The following is a 21,731-nucleotide window of genomic DNA, read 5'->3' as shown; positions in this document are numbered from 1 at the left end:
ATGTGACGTTATGAGTTTCAACGACAATGTGCAGCTTGATCCCTCCCAGGTCCAGGACCGCCGGGGCATGGGTACCGGCGTGAAAGTCGGCGGCGGCATCGGCGGCGGCCTGGTGCTGCTCGTTGCCCTCCTGCTGGGCATCAACCCCAACATGCTCGGCGGCCTGACTGACGGCGGCAATGCCGGTCAGTCCCAGGGCACCGCACCCGCCTGCAGCACCGGCGCGGACGCCGATGCCCGGCTGGACTGCCGGATCACGGGCACCGTGAACAGCCTCAACGCGTTCTGGCCTGGCTACCTTAAGCAGTACAACGTGCAGTACCCGCGGCCGGAGGCAGTGATCTTCAGCGGCGGCACCAACACCGCGTGCGGCGCCGCCACCTCGGAGGTGGGCCCGTTCTACTGCCCCACCGACACCACGGCGTACTTCGATCCCGGGTTCTTCCAGGAGCTCGTGGACCGCTTCGGTTCCTCCGGGGGTCCGCTGGCCCAGGAGTACGTGGTGGCGCACGAGTTTGGCCACCACGTCCAGAACCTGCTCGGCGACCTGAAGCGGGCGCAGCAGGATCCGCAGGGCCCGGAGTCCGGTTCCGTCCGCACCGAACTGCAGGCTGACTGCTACGCAGGGCTGTGGGCCAAGTACGCCTCCACCACGCCCGACCCCAAGACCGGGCAGCCCTACCTGGAGCCGCTCACCCCGCAGGATGTGAATGACGCCCTGTCCGCAGCCGCTTCCGTGGGTGACGACCGGATCCAGAAGGCAGCCACCGGACGGGTCTCCCCCGAAGGCTGGACCCACGGCTCAAGCGAGGAACGCCAGCGCTGGTTCTCCCGGGGTTACCAGACCGGCGACATCAACCAGTGCGACACCTTCAGCGCCGCGACCCTCTAACCCCATCGATTGCTCCGTAATTGTCGTTCTCAGCCCTGAGAACGACAACTACGGAGCAATCGATGTGGGACGACGACGGCGGGCCACCTTTCCTGCGAAAGGTGACCCGCCGTCGTCGTACTTTTTTAGATGTTGAAGCCGAGGGCCCGCATCTGGTCCTTGCCGTCATCGGTGATCCGCTCGGGACCCCATGGCGGCATCCATACCCAGTTCAGGCGCCAGTCGTCCACGACGCCGTCCAGGGCCTGGCCCACCTGCTCCTCGAGCACATCGGTGAGCGGGCAGGCGGCGGTGGTGAGGGTCATGTCGATCAGGAGCGCGCCGTCGTCGTCGGAGTACTTCAGGCCGTACAACAGCCCAAGGTCCACGACGTTCACGCCGAGCTCAGGATCGATGACGTCCTTGAGCGCCTCTTCGACGTCCTCCAGGGCCGTACGGCCCGGCTTGATTTCGGTCATGACAAGTCCTAACTAGGCCTGTACTACGGCTTCAGCGGCAATGGTGGCAGCGCCGGCGCCCTTGGCGTAGCGGTCGTAGCCTTCTTCCTCGAGGCGGTCGGCCAGCTCGGGGCCGCCCTCCTCGACAACCTGTCCGTCCACGAACACGTGGACGAAGTCAGGCTTGATGTAGCGCAGGATGCGGGTGTAGTGGGTGATGAGGAGCGTACCCATGTTGCCCTCGGAGTGCACACGGTTGACGCCCTCGGACACGATCTTCAGTGCGTCAACGTCGAGGCCGGAGTCGGTTTCGTCAAGGACGGCGAATTTGGGCTTGAAGAGCTCCAGCTGCAGGATTTCCACGCGCTTCTTCTCACCGCCGGAGAAGCCTTCGTTGACGTTGCGCTGGGCGAAGTCAGCGTCGATGCGCAGCTGCTCCATGGCAGCCTTGACGTCCTTGGTCCAGGTGCGCAGCTTGGGGGCTTCGCCGTCGATGGCGGTCTTCGCGGTACGCAGGAAGTTGGTCATGCTGACACCGGGGACCTCCACCGGGTACTGCATGGCCAGGAAGACGCCGGCGCGGGCACGCTCGTCCACGCTCATCTCCAGCACGTCCTCGCCGTCCAGGGTGATGGAGCCGCTGGTCACGTTGTAGCGGGGGTGTCCGGCGATGGTGGAGGCCAGAGTCGACTTGCCGGAGCCGTTGGGACCCATGATGGCGTGGTTTTCGCCGGTGCGGATGGTCAGGCTGACGCCCTTCAGGATTTCCTTGGTGCCCTGTTCCGTCTCAATGCTGACGTGCAGGTCCTTGATCTCAAGAGTAGACATATGTCTTGTTCTCCTCTGCGCCGCGCCTGCCGGCTGCGGTGCGCTCTGTGTCTGGAAGTGTGGTTCGTAATTCTGTGGTGCTAGCTGAAGTTAGGAGCTTCGGCGCCGTTAAGGACGTGGGTGACGTCCACGTAGACCTCATCCCCTGCGATCTCGACGGCGAATACCGGGACGGGATCGTAGGCGGGCAGCTGCAGCGGCTGGCCGCTGCGGAGGTCGAACTGCGAGCCATGGCCCCAGCATTCGATGGTGCAGCCCTCGACGTCACCTTCGGACAGTGAAATGTCCGCGTGCGAGCAGGTGTCGCCGATCGCGTGGATCTCCCCCATGGAATCCTTGACGATCGCCACAGGGTAGTCGTCGATCAGGATCCGCAGCGCCTGCTTCACCTGGATTTCGTCCACCTTGCAGACAAGCTCGCCCTTTGGCTGGTCAGTCATCTGAAAACCGTGCTCCGTAGCTTCTAGTTGTCCGTCAGTGCGAGTTCGTGCTCAACAGCCTCGGTCAGCCGCTCCTCGATGGAGGGGACCTTGATCTGCTGGATGATCTCGTTCAGGAAGCCCCGGACCACCAGTCGGCGGGCAACATCCTCGGGGATGCCGCGGGCCATCAGGTAGAACAGGTGCTCGTCATCCATCCGGCCGGTAGCGCTGGCGTGGCCTGCACCCTCGATCAACCCTGTCTCGATTTCGAGGTTGGGCACCGAGTCGGCGCGGGCACCGTCGGTGAGCAGCAGGTTGCGGTTGGCCTCGTAAGTGTCGGTGCCTTCTGCTTCCTTGCGGATCAGGACGTCACCAACCCAGACGGCGTGGGCGTTGCGGCCCTGCAGGGCACCCTTGTAGAGGACGTTGGACTTGCAGTTGGGTACCGCGTGGTCCACGAAGAGACGCTGCTCAAGGTGCTGGCCGGCGTCCGCGAAGTACAGGCCGAACAGTTCGGCCTCGCCACCGGGGGCGGTGAACCGGGCCGACGGCGTGACGCGGACCAAGTCGCCGCCCAGGCTCACCATGACGTGCTTGAGCTTGGCGTCGCGGCCGATCTTTGCCTGCTGGGAGGAGGCGTGGACGGCGTCGTCATTCCATTCCTGGAGCGAGACAACCGTGAGGTTGGCACCGTCTTCGACGATGATTTCCACGTTTTCCGAGACCACGGCGGAGCCCTTGTGGTTCAGGACCACAACAGCCTTGGAGAACTTTTCGGCGACGATCACCAGGTGCTGCGCGGCAGCGTCGAGGGATGTGCCTTCGATGTCGACGGTGATCTCCGTCAAGGCTTCGAACTCCGCTGGGATGGTCACCACCGTGGCCTGGGCGAAGTTCTCCCAGGCGTTGGCGGAGACACGGTCCTCGGGGATGCCGGCGGTACCGATCCGCTGGTCGTCGCGGCCGACGCCCTCGACAACGACGCCCTCCGGGCCCTTGACGATCACGGTGGGAGCCCCGCCGGACAGGACCTCCGAGTGAAGGCCGCGGAGGCGCTTGAGCGGGGTGAAGCGCCAGTCCTCCTCCATGCCGGTGAGCGGCTTGAAGTCAGCGAGCTTGTAGGACGTCAGCCGGCCGGCACGTGAGCTGTCCGGTACGCCGACCCCGCCGCCGTGGGAGTGGCTCTTGGCTGAAGCGCCCGCAAGCGGGGCCTTGCCGTTGGCGTTGATCGGCGAGAGGCTCTCGCCCTCTTCGGTGAAGCCGTCAATGAACGGCTGGGCTGAGGGCGCGCCGATGCGTGCCTTTTCAGTAGTGATTTCAGTCATCGTTATCCGACGGACCCTTCCATCTGCAGTTCAATGAGGCGGTTCAGCTCAAGTGCGTACTCCATGGGGAGCTCGCGGGCAATCGGCTCGATGAAGCCGCGCACGATCATCGCCATGGCTTCGTCTTCGCGCATGCCGCGGGACATCAGGTAGAAGAGCTGCTCTTCGCTGACCCGGGAAACAGTCGCCTCATGGCCCATCACAACGTCGTCCTCACGGATGTCGATGTACGGGTAGGTGTCCGAGCGGCTGATGGTGTCAACGAGCAGCGCGTCACAGCGGACGGTGTTGGCGGAGTGCTTGGCGCCTTCACGGACCTGGACCAGGCCGCGGTATGCTGCGCGTCCGCCGCCGCGGGCCACGGACTTGGAGATGATCGAGCTCTTGGTGTTCGGCGCAATGTGCACCATCTTGGAGCCGGTGTCCTGGTGCTGGCCTTCGCCGGCGAACGCGATGGACAGGGTCTCGCCCTTGGCGTGCTCGCCCACCAGGTACACGGCCGGGTACTTCATGGTGACCTTGGAGCCGATGTTGCCGTCGACCCATTCCATGGTGGCGCCTTCTTCGCAGATGGCACGCTTGGTCACCAGGTTGTACACGTTGTTGGACCAGTTCTGGATGGTGGTGTACCGGACGCGGGCGCCCTTTTTCACGATGATTTCCACCACGGCGGAGTGCAGCGAGTCCGACGTGTAGATCGGCGCGGTGCAGCCTTCGATGTAGTGGACGTAGGAGTCCTCGTCGGCGATGATCAGGGTCCGTTCGAACTGGCCCATGTTCTCGGTGTTGATGCGGAAGTATGCCTGCAGCGGGATGTCAACGTGGACGCCCTTGGGGACGTACACGAAGGAGCCGCCGGACCAGACGGAGGTGTTCAGGGACGCGAACTTGTTGTCGCCCACCGGGATGACGGTGCCGAAGTACTCCTGGAAGATCTCCGGGTGTTCCTTCAGTGCGGTGTCGGTATCCAGGAAGATGACACCCTGCCGCTCAAGGTCCTCGCGCAGCTGGTGGTAGACAACCTCGGACTCATACTGGGCAGCGACACCGGAAACAAGACGCTGCTTTTCGGCCTCGGGGATGCCCAGCTTGTCGTAAGTGTTCTTGATGTCCTCGGGCAGGTCGTCCCAAGTGGCGGCCTGCTTCTCGGTGGAGCGCACGAAGTACTTGATGTTGTCGAAGTCGATGCCGGAGAGGTCCGCGCCCCAGGTGGGCATGGGCTTGCGGTCGAAGTACTTCAGGCCCTTGAGGCGCAGGTCAAGCATCCATTCGGGTTCGCTCTTCTTGGCCGAAATGTCCCGGACTACCTCTTCGTTGAGCCCACGGCGGGCATTGGCGCCGGCGTCGTTCTTATCAGCCCAGCCATACTCGTAGGTGCCGATGCCGTGGAGCTCGGGATTCTTTTCCAGAATCTCCGAGATCACAGTGTTTTCGGCGACTGCTTTCTCTGATAGTTGGTCCGTCATCACGGCCTTTCTTGCTGATGGTTGTTTACTTCATTCAGGCTGGCGGGGGCTGCCTCCGGCGCGAGGGCCGGCCTGGCAGACAGCCTGCCTGTGGGAATGTGGGTGGTGCAGACATGGCCACCACGGGCCAGGGTGGAGAGCCTGCGTACGTCAACTCCCACCAGCCTTGAGAAGACTTCGGTTTCGACGTCGCAGAATACCGGGAAGCGCGTGGCGAGCTGCTGGATGGGGCAGTGGCCCTGGCAGAGCTGCACGCTGGAAAGCGCCGCCGGAAGGGGTGCCTTGGCCTCGATGGAGGCTGCGGACGCCACGAAGTTGTCGCGGCTCAGGGCGGCCGACAGTGCTGTGGCACGGTCCCGGATGTCCGGCCCGGCTTTTTCTATTTCGGGTGCATATCGCCGTTCCATGTCCGCGAACCGCTCCTCAGCGAAGGCACGCACCGCGTCCGGGCCCGCGGCTTTCTGCAACTGCTGCAGTGCAAGCGCGGCAATGTCCAGGTAGTCGTTGCCCAGGCTCGACTGGCCCTGTGAACTAAGGACGTAGCGGCGGGCGGGGCGGCCGGCACCAGCTCCGGGCTTGGCCACCCGCTTGACTTCGATGACGCCGGCACGCGACAGGTGGTCCAGGTGGCGGCGGACTGCGGCAGGGGTGAAACCGAGCATGTCCCCCAGCTCGGCCGCACTGATTGGTCCGTGTTCCAGGACGGCTGCGAGGACCCGGTCCCGGGTTCGCTCGTCGGCATCAGCCACAGGGCTGGATACCGCGGGCGCGGGGCCGGCCACGGGCACAGCAGTATCGTTGGTCATGGAATACACAACACAATCATGTCGTAATTTAGTCCCGGGCTCCAGTAAGGGCAGGCTGACCTTGGGTCCGGCACGAATATGACCGGCGCCCTTCCGGGCCTGCGGCGCCTGACGTCCGGGGCGCTGCCCTGCGGACGGCACTAAATACTACATCCCGTAGAATACTGTGGTGCGATCCCCCCAGTCCCCCGTCCTGTCCATCCATGGGCTCATCAAGGATGTTGGCCCGCTTTCCAGCCTGGACGGAAAGATGCTCAGGGTTGTCAGCGGCGTCTCCCTCGTCGCCGAGCGCGGCCAGGTCACCGCCCTGTTGGGCGCGAATGGCGCCGGAAAGACGACTACCCTCGAGTGTGCCCAAGGACTGCAGAAACGCAGCGGCGGCAGCATCTCCCTGCTGGGCCAGGACCCCGCCACGGCCGGCGCTGACCTTCGCTCCCGCGTGGGCGTGATGCTGCAGGACGGCGGGCTCCCGCCGTCGGCACGGCCCCTGCCGCTGTTGCGGCATATCGCCGGGCTGTATGCCCGCCCCTGGCCGCTGGAAGACCTGGTGGGCCGGCTCGGCATCGATACCTTCAGCCGGACCAGTGTCCGGCGTCTGTCCGGCGGCCAGAAGCAGCGCCTGGCACTCGCCGCCGCCCTGATCGGCAGGCCCGAAGTCCTCTTCCTGGATGAGCCCAGTGCCGGCTTGGATCCGCAGTCCCGGCAGCTGGTGTTCGACCTGATTGCCGAACTGCGTGACGGCGGCATGGGAATCATCCTGACCACGCACCTCATGGACGACGCCCAGCGCCTTGCCGACTATGTGTACATCATCGACGGCGGCCGCAACGTCGCCGAAGGAACCGTCCAGGAGCTGCTGCGGCGCAGCCCGGTGGCAGACCACGCCGGCGAGCACGTCCGGACCCTCGTGTTCGAGGCACCCGCCGGGCTGGACCTGGCTGCCGTGCTGCCGGACGACGTCGACGTCTCTGAAACCCGCGCCGGCAGCTACGCCGTCACCGGCGCCCTCACGCCGCACCACCTCTCCGCGCTTGCGCAGTGGTGGGCAGCGAAAGGCATCATGCCGGCGTCGATGAGCCTCCAGGCGCGTAGCCTTGAAGACGTCTTTTTGGACATATCGGGAAAGGACATCCGATGAGTACCGCAGCGATCCGGGAGGTGCAGCAGCCCGCGTCCCTGCTGCGCCGCGTCCTCCTGCAGGGCAAATACGAGGCACTGACCATGCTGCGGAACGGCGAACAGCTGATCCTTGCGGTGGTGTTGCCGCTGCTGGCCCTTGTGGGCCTGACCGTGACGCCCTTCCTGGACGGCATGGGTTCCAGCCGCATCAACGTGGCCGTTCCGGGGATCCTTGCCCTCTGCGCCATGTCCACCGCTTTCACCGGCCAGGGCATCGCCACCGGTTTCGACCGCCGCTACGGCGTGCTCCGGTTCCTGTCCACGACGCCCCTGGGCCGTGGCGGCCTGATCGCCGGCAAGGTCCTCTCGGTCCTGGCCGTCCTGTGCCTCCAGGTGGTGGTGGTGGGCCTTGTTGCCTTGGCACTGGGGTGGCAGCCGACGGCGGCGGGCTGGCTTCCGGGGCTGGCGCTGCTTGCGCTGGGTGCAGCGGCTTTCACCGCGCTGGGGCTGCTTGTGGCCGGAACCGTCCGGCCGGAAGCGACACTGGCGATCACCAACCTGCTGTGGATCCTCCTCGGGGCCATGGGCGGCATCGTCATCCCGGCCGAACGGCTGCCCGCCGCGGCGCAGGCCGTTGTCCATTTCCTGCCTTCCGGCGCCCTCGGTGAATCGATGCGCGCCGCTTTCCTGGGCGGGGCCGTGAACGGCGGTGCCGCCCTTATCCTGCTGCTCTGGACGGTCATTGCCGGTGCCGCAGCCATCCGTTGGTTCAAGTGGAATTGAGATAATCGTGACCACGGCTTCACGCCTTCCCCAGTTCGCCGGCCGCCTGGCGTCGCGGCTTCCCCGCACGGTGGACGTCCGCATCCGCCGCCTTGCCGTCGCCTCCCTGATCGGCCAGACGCTTTTGGTGGTCACGGGCGGGGCTGTCCGCCTCACCGCCTCGGGCCTCGGCTGCCCCACCTGGCCCCGCTGCACGTCAGACTCCCTGGTGAACACCCCTGCGATGGGTATCCACGGCTTCATCGAGTTCGGCAACCGGCTCCTGACCTTCGCCCTGGCCGCCGTGGCCGTGCTCATGCTGGTCTATTTGTGGAACCTGCGGAAGGAACGCAAGGACCTCTTCCTGTTGGCCCTCGGGCTGCTCGCCAGCATCCCCGCACAGGCTGTCATCGGCGGCGTCACCGTGCTTACCAACCTCAACCCGTGGGTGGTGGGCCTGCACTTCCTGGTGTCGATGGCCCTGGTGGTGTTCGCCACCCTGCTGGTGAACCGCGCCTTCGGCCGGACCGGCCGCTTCCCCGCCGGCCGCCCCGCGGAACTGCCCGCCGTGCTGCGCCCGGTGACGGCCGCCGTCGCCCTTTTCTCCGCAGTGGCAGTCATGCTCGGCGTGGTGGTCACGGGTGCGGGTCCGCACGCGGGTGACGCCGACGCTCCCCGCAATGACCTCGACTGGGACCTGTTCTCCCACATCCACGCGGTGCCGGCGTACCTGGTCACCGCCGGAACCGTGGTGGCGCTGGTGCTGGTCATCCGGCGCCATATCACCGGCCCCTTCCGGACAGCCGTCCTGATGCTCCTGGGCGTCACCATCCTCCAGGCCATCATCGGGTTCACGCAGTACTACAACGGCATCCCCGCGTTGCTGGTGGCAGCGCACATGCTCGGCGCGGCGCTGCTCATGGCAGCATCGACGAATGCCTGGGACATCGCGCGGTCCAGCAGGGTGAAATAGGCCGAGGCCCGCAGGCGCCCCCGTCCCTTCCCGGGACCGGGGCGCCTGGCGCGTTTAAGGCGGCTGGCTAGCGGCCTGCTGCGAGGGCGCTGCCCTAGCGCGCGGGGTCGAACGCAGGATCCAGGGTCTTGATGCCGTCGGCGGAGACCTGGACGACCCGGGCCGTCGCAATGTCGTAGAAGAGTCCAGTGGCCTGCACCCTTCCGCCGGCAAGGGCAGGGCCGGCCACCGGGTGGTCCTGCAGCTTGGCCAACTGCACCGCTACATTAACCAGTGAGAGCTGGTCAAGGGTGCCGTAGCCCGCTGCTGCGGCCTGCCTGCCCACCGGGTGCCCTGCCAGCAGTGCGGCATAGCTGGGCCGTGCATGGTCCAGCCACAGCTTAAATGCCGGGCCCAGGGAACTGTTGTCCCCGCCGTCGGCTTCCGCAAGCAGCGCCTTCATGGCACCGCAGTTGGAGTGTCCGCAAATGACCAGGGAATGCACGCCAAGGCCGGTGACGGCAAATGACAGGGCCGAATCGATCGAGGCGTCCCGCCCGTGGCTGCACACCACGTTGCCGATGTTCCGCAGCGTGAGCAGATCACCGGGACCACTGCTGGTGATCAGATTCGGGTTGACGCGGGAATCGACACAGGCGACGAACAGGCTGTCGGGATTCTGGCCTTCCGTCAAATCATTCCCCAGCGGGCGGACCTGGTGGGCAAACCGGCGGTGGTATTTGTTGATGCCCGCCAGCAGCGGTGCCTTCCGGGGCGGGAGCGGCAGTTCGGCGGCTTCCTCCCGCCTTGGCGCCTGGTGTCCGGCATCCTGGAAAACGGTGTTGCCGTGCTCCTCAATGCTCACGGCGCCGCCGGTGGCCTGGTGCTGGAGTTGCCAGGCGAGCAGGGCTTCGCGGAATGAGTGGTCAACGTAGTCAGCGTTCAGCTCCACCACCACATCCCTGCCGGCCGGTACAACCTGGAGGACGGGGTTGAGCTTTGGCAGCGCGAAGAAGCTGCAGGAACCGGCGACGGTCACACGCCATGGCGACGACGGCGCCGCCGGCGGATGCGCATGGATCTGTGCCCGCAGGACGCGCCAGAGCACGTTGGCGGCGGCGAGGGCGAGGCCGATCATGACGCCCTCGAGCAGGTTCAGGAACACCACGCAGGCCAGGGTTACGGCATAGACCGGCAGGTCCCCGGTCCGCAGGCTGGTGCGGATGTCCGCCACTTTTACCAGCCGGGCACCGATCACCACCAGCAGGCCCGCCAGGACGGCCAGCGGGATCAGCTGGATCAGGCCGCCGAAAAGGGCTGAGAACGCAAGGATCCAAACGCCATGCAGCACCGCGGACATGCGGGTGGCCGCGCCGGCTTCCACATTGGTGGCGCTGCGCACGATCACCCCCGTCACGGGCAGGCCGCCCAGCGAGCCGGAGATGATGTTTGCCGTGCCCTGGCCAATGAGCTCCCTGTTGAGGTCTGTCCGTGGACCGGTTTGCATCTTGTCCACGGCCACCGCGGATAGAAGGGATTCAATGCTGGCAATCAGGGCCATGGTCATGACGGCGAACGCGAAGGCGCGCCAGTTTCCGTCGGGGAGCTGCGGCAGGGCGATGGCGTCGAAGATCGAACCATCGAGGGAGATGCGTTCAACGCCGGGCGCAAAGGCCACGGCAAGGGCGGTTCCTGCCGCGACGGCGGCCAAGGGCCCGGGAATCCGCCGCACAAAGCCGGGCAGGAACTTCCAGCACAGCAGGATCGCCACGACGGCCAGCCCCAGCAGGGCAGCGTGCAGTTCGAGGTTGGTAATAGCCGCCGGCAGTGCGGCGAGGTTCTCGAGGGCGGATCCTGCCGGGCGGGATCCGAGGATCACCTGCAGTTGCTGCAGGATAATGGTGACGCCGATCCCGGCGAGCATGGCCTTGACCACTACCGGCGAAACGGCCAGGGCGGCCCGGCCCACGCGGCTGATGCCCAGCAGGAGCTGGACGACGCCGGCTGCCGCGGTGATGGCACACGTAACCTGCCAGCCAAACTCCTGGACCAGGCCGGCCACGACGACGGTCAGCCCGGCTGCCGGTCCACTCACCTGCAGGGGTGAGCCGCCGAGGCTTCCGGCCACGATGCCGCCAATGGCTGCGGCGATGAGTCCCGCCATGATCGGCGCGCCGGAGGCGGCTGCAATCCCGAGCGAGAGCGGGAGTGCCACCAGGAACACCACCAACGATGCCGGCACGTTGGCGGCCGGGCGGGCGAGGAACCGGGGCCTGCGGAACTTGAAGCGATCGCCGCTCCCACCTGGCGGGCTGTGGCTGGGGGCGGGGACGGCGGTGGGACGGGCTTCCATGGATCTTCCTTTGTTCGGGGGAAGGGTCCGCCCCACCCTAAGCAGGCATTCACGGCAAATGACATCGAAAGTGATAGATATGACAAATATGTCATATCGTTCGCAAGGGCAACAAAATCGAGGGTCGACGGCGCTTTCGGCCAACAAGCCGGGCCCCATTAGCGCCTTTTAACGAGCAATGGCGGCCCCCAGGTGACGTGGGGCCGCCATTGCTTACTCGGACCCGGCTATCCGGTAATGGCCTGTCCAACAAACGGGTCCACCGCGAGGGCGATAAACAGCAGCGTCAGGTAGCTGATGGAACCGTGGAACACCTTCATGGCGCGCTTGTCGGAAATATCCTCGCGGTGGGCGCGGGAGTACAGCGCGTGGGATTCATAGAGGAACCAGGCGCCCGCGACGACCGCCGTCACCGTATACACCCAGCCTGCCCCGCCGGCCGGGATCATGAGCAAGGAGGAGGCCACCATGGCCCAGGCGTACAGCACCACCTGGACAGAGACGACCTTGGCCCCGGCGATGGCCCCGAGCATTGGGACGTTGGCGTTGCGGTAGTCCTCGCCGTAGCGCATGGACAGGGGCCAATAGTGCGGCGGCGTCCAGAGGAAGATCACCATGAACAGGATGACGGCGGGCCACTCCACCGAGTTGGTCACGGCAGCCCACGCGATCAGCACGGGGAAGCAGCCTGCGGCGCCGCCCCACACGATGTTCTGTGCCGTGCGGCGCTTGAGGATCATGGTGTAGATGACCACGTAGAAGAAGATGGCGCCCAGGCCCAGCCAGGCAGAGAGCGGATTGGCTCCGAACCAGAGGATCACGATGGCAGCCGCGCCCAGCAGCCAGGAAAAGACCAGGGCTTCCCGCGGGGTGACTTCCCCGGTGACCAGCGGCCTGTTTTCCGTCCGGTGCATCAGTTTGTCGATGTCCCGGTCGATGTAGCAGTTGAAGGCTCCGGCACTGCCGGCAGCAAAGGCACCGCCCACCAGCGTGGCAAGGATCAGTCCAATGGAAGGAAAGCCCCGCTCGGCGTAGATCATGGTGGGCAACGTGCTTACCAGGAGCAGTTCGATCACGCGCGGCTTGGTGAGGGCGAGATACGCCTTGGCCTTACGGGCAAATCCGGCGCCGGAGGCCCGGGATGCGTTCAGCGGCGTATCTGTTGTGCTCACGGTGGCAGTCACCCGTTCTGTGTGGCAGTTGAGGCTGGCAGGGCAGCTCCGGTCGTGCGGCCCGGACCCGGGCACGGCACTCAAGGAAGAAGGAAACGCTTCAGGTGCGTGCAACAGCCGGGACACCCCGGGCGGCGATGGGGATGCGCACCCGGCGTTGGCCTCCAAATATCATACCGCGCCGCAGGCCCGCTCCCTGCCCTGCAATATGCGCAATTGATTGCTCGCGGGCCTATTCGAGCAGATTAACTCAACCTCTTGAGATGGTGATTCACAATAGGGGAAATTGCGTCCAAAACGTGAGATTTGCGCCGCCCGCAGTATGGATACGGGCTAAGCTGTCACCAGATCAGCACGCAGCAGGAAAGCGGTGGAAAACGCATTCCCGCTTGCTGTCCGTGACTGAATGCAAGGATCAACGTTTCGATGGTGAACGGCTGGTACACACCGCAGCGGGCGCCAAACAGCGCGCCCTTGGCCGGATCCGGTGTACCGCCGCCATCAGCACAGAGAGGGGCCCGGTTTTCGTGCCACATTTGGAAGAGCAAGAACTGTCATGGACCAGCTTGGACCAGAAGGCTGTAGACACCATCCGCATCCTGGCCGCGGACGCCGTGGAGAAGGTGGGCAACGGACACCCGGGAACCGCCATGAGCCTGGCCCCGGCCGCATACCTTCTCTTCCAGAAGCTGATGCGCCACGACCCGCGCGACCCGCAGTGGCTTGGCCGTGACCGGTTCATTTTGTCCCCCGGCCACACCTCCCTGACCCTTTACATCCAGCTGTTCCTGTCCGGTTACGGCCTGGAACTGAAGGACCTGGAGGCGCTGCGCACCTGGGGTTCGCTGACCCCGGGGCACCCTGAGTACAAGCACACCGCCGGCGTGGAAATCACCACCGGCCCGCTTGGGCAGGGCCTGGCGTCCTCAGTGGGCTTTGCCTACTCCCAGCGCCGCCAGCGCGGCCTGTTCGACGCCGATGCTCCCGCCGGCGAATCGCCGTTTGACCACACCATCTGGGTCATCGCCTCCGACGGCGACCTCCAGGAAGGTGTCACGGCCGAGGCTTCCTCCCTTGCCGGGCATCAGGAACTGGGCAACCTCGTGGTCATCTACGACGAGAACCACATCTCCATCGAGGACGACACTGACATCTCGTTCACCGAGGATGTCCTGAAGCGTTACGAGGCCTACGGCTGGCACACCCAGCGTGTGGACTGGACCCGGACCGGCGAATACAAGGAAGACGTCCAGGAGCTCTACAGCGCCCTGCTCGCCGCCAAGGCCGAAACCTCCAAGCCGTCCATCATTTCGCTGCGCACCATCATCGGCTACCCGGCCCCCAAGAAGCAGAACACCGGCAAGATCCACGGTTCCGCCCTCGGCGCCGACGAGGTCGCCGCACTGAAGGAGGTCCTGGGCTTCGACCCCGCCAAGTCCTTCGAGGTGGACCAGGAAGTCCTGGACCACGCACGCGCAGTGGTGGAACGCGGCGCTGCAGAGCACAAGGCATGGGAGGAGTCCTTCAACGCCTGGCGCGAAGCCAACCCCGAGGGCGCCGGGCTCCTCGAGCGCATCGAGGCGCAGGAGCTTCCCGAAGGCATTGACGCCGCCCTTCCCGTCTTCCCGGCCGGCAAGGATGTCTCCACCAGGGCAGCTTCCGGCAAGGTCCTCAACGCCCTGGGCCCGGTCCTGCCCGAGCTTTGGGGCGGCTCCGCCGACCTTGCGGAGTCCAACAACACCACCATCGAAGGTTCCCCGTCGTTCGTGCCTGCCTCCAAGCAGACCGGAGCCTGGTCGGGCAACCCGTACGGCCGGGTGCTGCACTTCGGCATCCGCGAGCACGCCGCAGCGTCGATCGTGAACGGCATCAGCCTGGCGGGCAACACCCGCGCGTTCTCCGGAACCTTCCTGATCTTCAGTGACTACCAGCGCCCTGCCATCCGCCTCGGCGCCCTGATGGGTGTGCCGTCGCTGTACGTCTGGACGCACGACTCCATCGGCCTGGGCGAGGACGGCCCCACCCACCAGCCCGTGGAGCAGCTGGCCTCGCTGCGTGCCATCGTGGGCCTGGACGTGGTTCGCCCCGGCGACGCCAACGAAGTGGCAGCGGCCTGGAAGGCCATGCTGGAGAACCACGCCAACCCTGCAGGCATCGTGCTGACCCGCCAGAACATCCCCACCTGGGAACGCGGTGCGGGTGACGCCGACGGTGACACCTTCGCGTCCACGGCAGGTGTGGCAAAGGGCGGCTACGTCCTGGCTGAGGCTTCGAAGGACGGCGCCACGGTCCCTGCTGACGTGATCCTCATTGCCACCGGCTCCGAGGTCCAGCTGGCCGTCCAGGCCCGCGAGGCCCTCCAGGCCGACGGCATCGCCGCCCGCGTGGTGTCCATGCCCTGCGTCGAGTGGTTCAAGAAACAGGACGCCGCCTACCGCGAGTCCGTCCTGCCCGCCGCCGTCAAGGCGCGTGTGTCGGTTGAAGCCGGACTGGCCCTGGGCTGGCGTGAATTCGTCGGCGACGCCGGCCGGTCCGTCAGCCTTGAGCACTACGGTGCTTCCGCAGACTACAAGCGCCTCTTCCAGGAGTTCGGCATCACGGCAGAAGCAGTTGCCGCCGCCGCCAAGGACTCCCTCTCCAGCCTGCAGGCCTGAAACCTAAACTTTTAGGAGATACAACAATGACTACTCCCACCCAGCAGCTCTCCGACGCCGGAGTCTCCATCTGGCTCGACGACCTCTCCCGCGGACGCCTCCAGACCGGCACCCTCCGCAAGCTCATCGAAGAGAAGAATGTGGTTGGTGTGACCACCAACCCGTCCATCTTCCACGCCGCCATCACATCCGGCACCGACTACGACCACATCATCGCCGGAAAGGCAGCCGAAGGCGCCAGCGTCGAGGACACGATCTTCGAGATCACCACCACCGACGTCGCCGACGCCTGCGACCTGTTCGCCCCGGTCGCTGCCGCTACCAGGGGCGTCGACGGCCGCGTCTCCATCGAGGTCGACCCGCGCCTGGCCTGGGACACCGCAGGAACCATCGCCGAGGCCAAGCACCTCCACCAGCGCGTCAACAAGGACAACGTCCACATCAAGATCCCGGCGACGCTCGAAGGCCTCGAAGCCATCACGGCTACCCTGGCCGAGGGCATCAGCGTCAACGTCACCCTGATCTTCTCCCTTGAGCGCTACCGCGCAGTCATCAACGCCTTCCAGTCCGGCCTGGAGCAGGCCAAGGAAAAGGGCCACGACCTCGCGAAGATCCACTCCGTTGCGTCCTTCTTCGTTTCCCGCGTGGACACCGAGATCGACAAGCGCCTTGACAAGATTGGCACCGACGAAGCCAAAGCCCTCAAGGGCAAGGCCGGCGTGGCCAACGCCCGCCTGGCCTACCAGGTCTACGAGGAACTCTTCGCCACCGAGCGCTGGGCCCTGCTGGCTGACGCCGGCGCACTCCCCCAGCGCCCCCTGTGGGCCTCCACCGGAGTGAAGGACCCGGCGTACCCGGACACCCTGTACGTCACCGAACTCGTGGCCCCCGGCGTCGTGAACACCATGCCGGAAAAGACGCTGGACGCCACCTTCGACCACGGCGTGGTCACCGGTGACACCGTCACCGGCACCTATGATGAGGCGAACGCAACGCTCGACGCCCTGGAAAACCTCGGTGTCTCCTACAACGAGGTCGTCGCGCTCCTTGAAACCGAAGGCCTGGACAAGTTCGTGGCCAGCTGGAAGGAACTGCTGGCCGACGTCGAAGGTGCCCTCGCCTCTGCACGGAAGGCTTCCTAACACCCATGAGCACTCTCAGCTACGACGCCACTGGCGCTGCCCAGCAGGCGCTTGAACAGCACCTTCCCGCCCTCGTCGAAGACCGGATTGCCACCCGGCTCTTCGCCAAGGACCACACCCTGTGGGGTCCGGACGCCGAATCCGAGTCCGCAGTCCGCTTGGGCTGGGTGGAGGCCGCAACGGTCTCGCAGCCCTTGGTCAAGGACATCCTTGAACTCCGTGACTCGCTGCGCGCCGAAGGCGTCAGCAGGATCGTGCTCTGCGGCATGGGCGGATCCTCGCTGGCTCCCGAAGTCATCGCGGGAACGGCCGGCGTCGAGCTGACAGTGCTGGACAGCACGGACCCGGACCAGGTCCGTGCTGCCCTCGCGGACCGCCTGGCCGCCACGGCCATTGTGGTCTCGTCCAAATCAGGCTCAACCCTGGAAACGGACTCCCAGCGGCGAATCTTCGAGCAGGCCTTCACCGAGGCCGGCGTGGATGCAAAGAGCCGGATCATCATCGTGACCGACCCGGGTTCACCGCTGGATAAGGCTTCCCGCGAAGCCGGCTACCGCGCAGTGTTCAACGCAGACCCCAACGTCGGCGGGCGCTACTCGGCCCTGACCGCGTTCGGCTTGGTTCCCTCCGGCCTGGCGGGTGTGGATATCCAGGCGTTCCTGGACGAAGCCGAGGAAGCTGCCGAGATCCTCAACGATGACGCCCCGGAAAACATCGGGCTCGCGCTGGGCGCGGCGCTGGGCGGGACCACCCCGCTGCGGAACAAGATCGTCATCGTCGAGGACGGCTCCGGCATCGTTGGCTTCGCCGACTGGGCTGAACAGCTCATCGCCGAATCCACCGGCAAGCTGGGCACGGGCGTCCTGCCGGTCGTCGCAGGTCCGCAGGCCCCGGAGGTAACATCCGGCGCCCCCGATGTGCTGGTGGTTCGGCTCGTGGCAGCGGATGCCGATGTTGAGCTAGGCGAAAACCAGGTGGCCATCGCAGGCGGCCTTGCCACCCAAATGATGGTGTGGGAGTTCGCCACCGCCGTTGCCGGCCGCCTGCTGGGGATCAACCCCTTCGACCAGCCCGACGTCGAAGCCGCCAAAGTGGCGGCACGCGGACTGCTGGACGCCCAGCCGGAGCCCACGCCGGCGGCATTCGTTGACGGTGCCATCGAGGTGCGCGGCGGCGACTGGCTTGGCGATGCTGCGACCGCTGAGGGCGCGGTCAAGGCGCTGCTGGGTACCTTGGCTTCCGACAGCTACCTGAGCGTCCAGGCATACTTCGACCGGTTGGCCTTTGCCGGCCTCGAGGGGATCCGCGACGAACTGGCCGCTGCCACCGGCCGTCCGGTCACATTCGGCTGGGGTCCCCGCTTCCTCCACTCCACCGGGCAGTTCCACAAGGGCGGCCCCGCCATCGGCGTGTTCCTCCAAGTAACTGCCGCTCCCGCGGAAGACCTCGGCATCCCGGACCGGCCGTTCACCTTTGGTGAGCTCATCGCTGCCCAGGCAGCAGGCGACGCCCAGGTCCTGGGTGAACATGGCCGTCCTGTGCTGCGCCTCCACCTCACCGACCGTGCCGCCGGCGTGGCCCAGCTGCAGGACGTTGTTGCTGCGCTGTCCACCCGCGCATCCGCAACCGAAAGCTAAGGCGCAGAAGCAACCATGCCAGAAACTGAATACGGCAGGAAGGGCGCGGGCCGCGGGCGTAATCCGTTGCGCGACCCGCGTGACCGCCGTTTGAACCGGATCGCCGGTCCGTCGTCGCTTGTGTTGTTCGGGGTCACGGGGGACCTTGCCCGGAAGAAGCTGATGCCGGCGGTGTACGACCTCGCCAACCGTGGCCTGTTGCCGCCCAGTTTCGCCTTGGTCGGGTTTGCCCGCCGGGAGTGGGACAAGGAGGACTTCGCCGCGGAGGTGAAGGCCTCGGTGCAGGCCCACGCCCGGACGCCGTTTGATGAGGCGGTCTGGAACCAGCTGTCCGAGGGCATCCGGTTTGTCCAGGGCGAGTTCGACGACGACGCGGCCTTTGAGCGGCTCGGCGAGACGATCAAGGAACTCGACGATGTCCGGGGCACCCGCGGGAACCACGCGTTCTACCTGTCCATCCCGCCGAAGGCGTTCGAGCAGGTCTGCCGGCAGCTCTCCAAGCATGGCCTGGCCCAGGCGGACGGAGATAAGTGGCGGCGGGTGGTGATCGAGAAGCCGTTCGGTCATGACCTGGAATCGGCCCGGCAGTTGAACAACATTGTCGAGTCGGTGTTCCCGCCGGACGCGGTGTTCAGGATCGACCATTACCTGGGCAAGGAAACGGTACAGAACATCCTGGCGCTGCGCTTCGCGAACCAGTTGTTCGAACCGTTGTGGAACGCGAACTACGTGGACCATGTCCAGATCACTATGGCCGAGGACATCGGCACCGGCGGCCGGGCTGGGTATTACGACGGCGTGGGCGCGGCCCGGGATGTGATCCAGAACCACCTTTTGCAGCTGCTGGCGCTCACGGCGATGGAGGAACCGATCTCGTTCAACGCCGATGACCTGCGGGCGGAGAAGGAAAAGGTCCTGGCCGCGGTCAAGCTCCCGGAGGACCTGTCCACGCATTCGGCGCGGGGGCAGTTCACCGGCGGCTGGCAGGGCGGGGAGCAGGTCCAGGGGTACCTGGAGGAAGAAGGCATCCCTGCCGATTCCACCACGGAAACCTATGCCGCGGTCCGGGTGGACATCCATACCCGCCGCTGGTCAGGGGTTCCGTTCTACCTGCGCGCGGGCAAGCGCCTGGGCCGGCGGGTGACGGAGATCGCGGTGGTATTCAAGCGCGCCCCGAACCTGCTCTTCCGCGACCATGCCGAGGACGACTTCGGGCAGAACGCGGTGGTCATCCGGGTCCAGCCGGACGAGGGAGTGACCATCCGTTTCGGGTCCAAGGTCCCCGGTACCCAGATGGAAGTCCGCGATGTAACGATGGACTTCGGCTACGGGCACTCGTTCACCGAGTCCTCCCCGGAAGCGTATGAGCGGCTGATCCTGGACGTGCTGCTCGGTGAGCCGCCGCTGTTCCCGCGGCACGAGGAAGTGGAACTGTCCTGGAAGATCCTTGATCCGTTCGAGGAATACTGGGCAACCCTGGACGAGCAGCCCGAGCCCTACGCCCCCGGCTCCTGGGGGCCGGCCTCTGCTGATGAGCTGCTGGCCCGTGACGGACGAACCTGGAGAAGGCCATGATCGTTAACCTGCCCGATACCACCACCTCGAAGGTGTCCAAGAAACTCATGTCCCTGCGCGAGCAGGGCGGCGTGATTGCCCTGGGCCGGGTCCTGACCCTTGTGGTGGTGACCAAGTCCGGCCTTGAGGAGGAAGCGATCGAGGCCGCGAACGACGCCTCGCGGGAACACCCCTGCCGGATCATCGTGCTTGCCGACGCGGGGAAGGACGCGCAGGACCGGCTGGACGCGCAGATCCGGGTGGGCGGGGACGCCGGTGCGTCCGAGGTGATTGTGCTGCGCGGCTACGGGCAGCTCGCGCACGAGTCCGAGTCCCTGGTGGCTGCGCTGCTGCTGCCGGACGCCCCGATCGTGGCCTGGTGGCCGCATGGCGCTCCCGAGAACGCGTGCGAAACCTCCATCGGTGCGATCGCGCACCGCCGCATCACGGATTCCGCGAACGAACCCGACCCCCAAGCCGCCCTGGAACGGATCCACCGGACCTATAAGGCCGGTGACACGGACCTCGCCTGGACCCGCCTCACCAACTGGCGGATCCAGCTCGCAGCAGCCCTGGACGAAGTGGACTCCTCGCCCGTGACCGCCGTCGCCGTCGAAGGGGCCTCGGACTCACCCTCGACCATCCTGCTCGCCGCCTGGCTCACCCTGACGCTGGACGCGCCCGTCACCATCGTCGCGGACCCCGCGGGAACCGGCATTCGCCGAGTCCGGCTGACCCGTCCCGGCGGCGACGTCCAGCTCTTCCGGCCGGGTCTCTCCATCGCTGAACTCACCCAACCAGGCCAACCCGCCCAACGGATCTCCCTTCCACGCCGCAGCCTCCGTGACTGCCTCGCCGAAGAACTGCGCCGCCTGGACCCCGACGAAGTATTTGGTGAAGTGATTACTATTGGACTGCCACGTACCAATCTAAGGAGTGTCCGGCCCAGTGAGCGTTGACCCACGAGTAAGCATCCATCCTGATTCGTCCGTCCTCATGGCCGCCATAGCGGCACGCCTGATCACCAAGCTCGTTGATGTCCAGGACAAGTACGGCGAAGCCACCGTGGTGCTCACCGGGGGAACGGTGGGGATCGGCACGCTGAAGGCTGTGGCAGACTCTCCGGCGGCGCCCGCCGTCGACTGGTCCAAGGTCAACTTCTGGTGGGGTGACGAACGCTTTGTTGGTTCCGCTGACCCGGAACGCAACACCAAGCAGGCGTTCGATGCGTTGCTTTCGCATATTGCGGTGGACCCGGAACGGGTCCACTCGCCCGGTTCTTCGGACGAGTTCGGCACGGCCGAAGAAGCGGCTGAGGACTACGCACGCCAGCTGCGGGACGCCGCGGCAGCCGAGCACGCGGCTGACATGTCCGACGACAGGCCGGACGAGCCGTCCTCGCTCCCGCGCCTGGATGTGGTGCTGCTCGGGGTGGGTCCTGACGCACACATTGCTTCCCTGTTCCCCGAGCAGGCCGGTATCCGGGAGAAGGAGCGGACTGTCGTTGGTGTCCGGAACTCCCCCAAGCCGCCCCCGCTTCGGATCTCCCTGACCCTGCCTGCCATCAACACGGCCGCCGAGGTCTGGATGGTTGTGGCAGGCGAAGACAAGGCCGGAGCAGTAGGACTCGCCCTGGCCGGGGCCAATCCGGTGCAGGTACCTGCGTCCGGCCCCCGGGGAACCTCCCGTACCCTGTGGCTGATCGACGAGAATGCAGCGTCACGTGTCCCCGAGCAGCTGGTCCGGAAGGACGCCGCGGGCGCGTAGCTTTTCTAGCGCTCCGGCCAGGACGTCTTCGGCGTCCTGGCCGGAGCGCCGTTCTTTAACGTATTCCAGATGGGTCTTGTAGCCGTCGTCGAACGGGTCATCCGGCGCCGCCGCCTGGCCGTCGCGGGAAGCGGGCGCACCGCACCGCCGGCAGTCCCATGTCTGGGGAATCTGGTCCTCAGGCATCTTCAGGAACACGGGCTGGGTCTCATGGCCCTTGGCACACCAGTAGGACACCCTGATCCGCGGCAGTGGCCGCGACGACGGGTCATTGTCCTGCAGGCTCGACCCTGAGCCCGCGACAACCCCGGCACGGGTGCCCCGAAAGCCTGATGCTGGATGGACCATGACAACTCCTGCCTCGAAGCGGACGCCGTAGCCCTGCAGCTTAAACAAAACTGTGGCTGCCGGGTGAACCGACAGCCACAGTTTAGATGCCCGGG

Annotated in this window: 19 protein-coding genes; 10 read left to right on the top strand and 9 right to left on the bottom strand. The window is 65.9% G+C overall.

Features of this window, described 5'->3' with window-relative positions; translation table 11 throughout:
• Positions 1-10 precede the first annotated feature (10 nt).
• A complete protein-coding gene (ypfJ, locus tag ACTHQS_RS10565; protein WP_440168431.1) occupies positions 11-892 on the top strand; it encodes a KPN_02809 family neutral zinc metallopeptidase in 882 nt (293 codons plus the stop codon).
• Between the two features lie 125 nt (positions 893-1,017).
• On the opposite strand, the gene ACTHQS_RS10560 is transcribed toward ypfJ, so the two are convergent.
• The 6 genes from ACTHQS_RS10560 to ACTHQS_RS10535 all read right to left on the bottom strand — a co-directional run bounded on the left by ACTHQS_RS10560 (position 1,018) and on the right by ACTHQS_RS10535 (position 6,176).
• Positions 1,018-1,350: a metal-sulfur cluster assembly factor gene (locus ACTHQS_RS10560; protein ID WP_018761278.1), complete on the bottom strand. Its 333-nt coding sequence runs from the start codon at positions 1,348-1,350 to the stop codon at positions 1,018-1,020.
• A 12-nt stretch (positions 1,351-1,362) separates the two neighbouring features.
• A complete protein-coding gene (sufC, locus tag ACTHQS_RS10555; RefSeq protein ID WP_440168429.1) occupies positions 1,363-2,157 on the bottom strand; it encodes a Fe-S cluster assembly ATPase SufC in 795 nt (264 codons plus the stop codon).
• Positions 2,158-2,237: 80 nt separating this feature from the next.
• The gene (locus ACTHQS_RS10550; protein WP_440168427.1) at positions 2,238-2,597 is read right to left on the bottom strand and encodes a non-heme iron oxygenase ferredoxin subunit; all 360 of its coding nucleotides are present in this window, start codon (positions 2,595-2,597) and stop codon (positions 2,238-2,240) included.
• A 23-nt stretch (positions 2,598-2,620) separates the two neighbouring features.
• A complete protein-coding gene (sufD, locus tag ACTHQS_RS10545; RefSeq protein ID WP_440168425.1) occupies positions 2,621-3,904 on the bottom strand; it encodes a Fe-S cluster assembly protein SufD in 1,284 nt (427 codons plus the stop codon).
• A 2-nt stretch (positions 3,905-3,906) separates the two neighbouring features.
• Positions 3,907-5,370, bottom strand: a complete 1,464-nt coding sequence (gene sufB / locus ACTHQS_RS10540) for a Fe-S cluster assembly protein SufB (protein ID WP_440168423.1) — start codon at positions 5,368-5,370, stop codon at positions 3,907-3,909.
• Positions 5,370-6,176 carry a helix-turn-helix transcriptional regulator gene (locus tag ACTHQS_RS10535; RefSeq protein ID WP_440168421.1) on the bottom strand — a complete coding sequence of 269 codons (807 nt, stop codon included), beginning with the start codon at positions 6,174-6,176 and terminating at the stop codon, positions 5,370-5,372. The genes sufB and ACTHQS_RS10535 overlap by 1 nt, the downstream gene beginning before the upstream one ends.
• Positions 6,177-6,345: 169 nt before the next feature.
• On the opposite strand from ACTHQS_RS10535, the gene ACTHQS_RS10530 reads away from it, so the two are divergent.
• Genes ACTHQS_RS10530 through ACTHQS_RS10520 form a run of 3 tightly spaced genes read left to right on the top strand, consistent with a single transcriptional unit; the run spans position 6,346 to position 9,030 of the window.
• A complete protein-coding gene (locus tag ACTHQS_RS10530; RefSeq protein ID WP_440168419.1) occupies positions 6,346-7,314 on the top strand; it encodes an ABC transporter ATP-binding protein in 969 nt (322 codons plus the stop codon).
• Positions 7,311-8,078, top strand: coding sequence for an ABC transporter permease (locus tag ACTHQS_RS10525; RefSeq protein ID WP_440168417.1), 768 nt, complete (start codon positions 7,311-7,313; stop codon positions 8,076-8,078). Before ACTHQS_RS10530 ends, ACTHQS_RS10525 begins: the two co-directional genes overlap by 4 nt.
• A gap of 7 nt (positions 8,079-8,085) precedes the next feature.
• The gene (locus tag ACTHQS_RS10520; protein ID WP_440168415.1) at positions 8,086-9,030 is read left to right on the top strand and encodes a COX15/CtaA family protein; all 945 of its coding nucleotides are present in this window, start codon (positions 8,086-8,088) and stop codon (positions 9,028-9,030) included.
• A 94-nt stretch (positions 9,031-9,124) separates the two neighbouring features.
• On the opposite strand, the gene ACTHQS_RS10515 is transcribed toward ACTHQS_RS10520, so the two are convergent.
• Together ACTHQS_RS10515 and ACTHQS_RS10510 are read right to left on the bottom strand one after the other, a co-directional pair.
• Positions 9,125-11,362 (bottom strand): SulP family inorganic anion transporter, encoded by a 2,238-nt coding sequence (locus ACTHQS_RS10515; protein WP_440168413.1) that lies wholly within the window; start codon positions 11,360-11,362, stop codon positions 9,125-9,127.
• Positions 11,363-11,589: 227 nt separating this feature from the next.
• Positions 11,590-12,546 (bottom strand): heme o synthase, encoded by a 957-nt coding sequence (locus ACTHQS_RS10510; RefSeq protein ID WP_440168411.1) that lies wholly within the window; start codon positions 12,544-12,546, stop codon positions 11,590-11,592.
• Positions 12,547-13,070: 524 nt separating this feature from the next.
• Here ACTHQS_RS10510 and tkt point away from each other — a divergent pair.
• Genes tkt through pgl form a run of 6 tightly spaced genes read left to right on the top strand, consistent with a single transcriptional unit; the run spans position 13,071 to position 21,288 of the window.
• Complete coding sequence (gene tkt, locus ACTHQS_RS10505) at positions 13,071-15,188, top strand: transketolase (protein ID WP_440168471.1); 2,118 nt, start codon at positions 13,071-13,073, stop codon at positions 15,186-15,188.
• A gap of 26 nt (positions 15,189-15,214) precedes the next feature.
• Positions 15,215-16,330 (top strand): transaldolase, encoded by a 1,116-nt coding sequence (tal, locus tag ACTHQS_RS10500; protein ID WP_440168409.1) that lies wholly within the window; start codon positions 15,215-15,217, stop codon positions 16,328-16,330.
• Between the two features lie 5 nt (positions 16,331-16,335).
• The gene (locus ACTHQS_RS10495) at positions 16,336-17,967 is read left to right on the top strand and encodes a glucose-6-phosphate isomerase (protein WP_440168407.1); all 1,632 of its coding nucleotides are present in this window, start codon (positions 16,336-16,338) and stop codon (positions 17,965-17,967) included.
• Positions 17,968-17,982: 15 nt separating this feature from the next.
• The gene (gene zwf / locus ACTHQS_RS10490) at positions 17,983-19,542 is read left to right on the top strand and encodes a glucose-6-phosphate dehydrogenase (RefSeq protein ID WP_440168405.1); all 1,560 of its coding nucleotides are present in this window, start codon (positions 17,983-17,985) and stop codon (positions 19,540-19,542) included.
• A complete protein-coding gene (locus ACTHQS_RS10485; protein ID WP_440168403.1) occupies positions 19,539-20,480 on the top strand; it encodes a glucose-6-phosphate dehydrogenase assembly protein OpcA in 942 nt (313 codons plus the stop codon). Before zwf ends, ACTHQS_RS10485 begins: the two co-directional genes overlap by 4 nt.
• Positions 20,470-21,288: a 6-phosphogluconolactonase gene (gene pgl, locus ACTHQS_RS10480; protein WP_440168401.1), complete on the top strand. Its 819-nt coding sequence runs from the start codon at positions 20,470-20,472 to the stop codon at positions 21,286-21,288. The genes ACTHQS_RS10485 and pgl overlap by 11 nt, the downstream gene beginning before the upstream one ends.
• On the opposite strand, the gene ACTHQS_RS10475 is transcribed toward pgl, so the two are convergent.
• Positions 21,241-21,636: an RNA polymerase-binding protein RbpA gene (locus ACTHQS_RS10475; RefSeq protein WP_440168399.1), complete on the bottom strand. Its 396-nt coding sequence runs from the start codon at positions 21,634-21,636 to the stop codon at positions 21,241-21,243. The genes pgl and ACTHQS_RS10475 overlap by 48 nt on opposite strands.
• Between the last annotated feature and the right edge of the window lie 95 nt (positions 21,637-21,731).

The organism is Arthrobacter sp. SAFR-044, from assembly GCF_051965175.1.
In the GTDB taxonomy this organism is placed as follows: Bacteria; Actinomycetota; Actinomycetes; order Actinomycetales; family Micrococcaceae; genus Arthrobacter.
The sequence above is the reverse complement of the archived record's forward strand: the minus strand, read 5'-3'. Positions and strand labels throughout refer to the sequence as shown.

Coding starts and splice junctions, on each gene's coding strand:
- zwf (WP_440168405.1), top strand. CDS start 17,983: ATGCCAGAAACTGAATACGGCAGGAAGGGCGCGGGCCGCGGGCGTAAT.
- ACTHQS_RS10485 (WP_440168403.1), top strand. CDS start 19,539: ATGATCGTTAACCTGCCCGATACCACCACCTCGAAGGTGTCCAAGAAA.
- ACTHQS_RS10475 (WP_440168399.1), bottom strand. CDS start 21,636: ATGGTCCATCCAGCATCAGGCTTTCGGGGCACCCGTGCCGGGGTTGTC.
- ACTHQS_RS10560 (WP_018761278.1), bottom strand. CDS start 1,350: ATGACCGAAATCAAGCCGGGCCGTACGGCCCTGGAGGACGTCGAAGAG.
- ACTHQS_RS10525 (WP_440168417.1), top strand. CDS start 7,311: ATGAGTACCGCAGCGATCCGGGAGGTGCAGCAGCCCGCGTCCCTGCTG.
- ACTHQS_RS10535 (WP_440168421.1), bottom strand. CDS start 6,176: ATGACCAACGATACTGCTGTGCCCGTGGCCGGCCCCGCGCCCGCGGTA.
- tal (WP_440168409.1), top strand. CDS start 15,215: ATGACTACTCCCACCCAGCAGCTCTCCGACGCCGGAGTCTCCATCTGG.
- ACTHQS_RS10495 (WP_440168407.1), top strand. CDS start 16,336: ATGAGCACTCTCAGCTACGACGCCACTGGCGCTGCCCAGCAGGCGCTT.
- ACTHQS_RS10515 (WP_440168413.1), bottom strand. CDS start 11,362: ATGGAAGCCCGTCCCACCGCCGTCCCCGCCCCCAGCCACAGCCCGCCA.
- sufB (WP_440168423.1), bottom strand. CDS start 5,370: ATGACGGACCAACTATCAGAGAAAGCAGTCGCCGAAAACACTGTGATC.
- sufD (WP_440168425.1), bottom strand. CDS start 3,904: ATGACTGAAATCACTACTGAAAAGGCACGCATCGGCGCGCCCTCAGCC.
- ypfJ (WP_440168431.1), top strand. CDS start 11: ATGAGTTTCAACGACAATGTGCAGCTTGATCCCTCCCAGGTCCAGGAC.
- ACTHQS_RS10550 (WP_440168427.1), bottom strand. CDS start 2,597: ATGACTGACCAGCCAAAGGGCGAGCTTGTCTGCAAGGTGGACGAAATC.
- sufC (WP_440168429.1), bottom strand. CDS start 2,157: ATGTCTACTCTTGAGATCAAGGACCTGCACGTCAGCATTGAGACGGAA.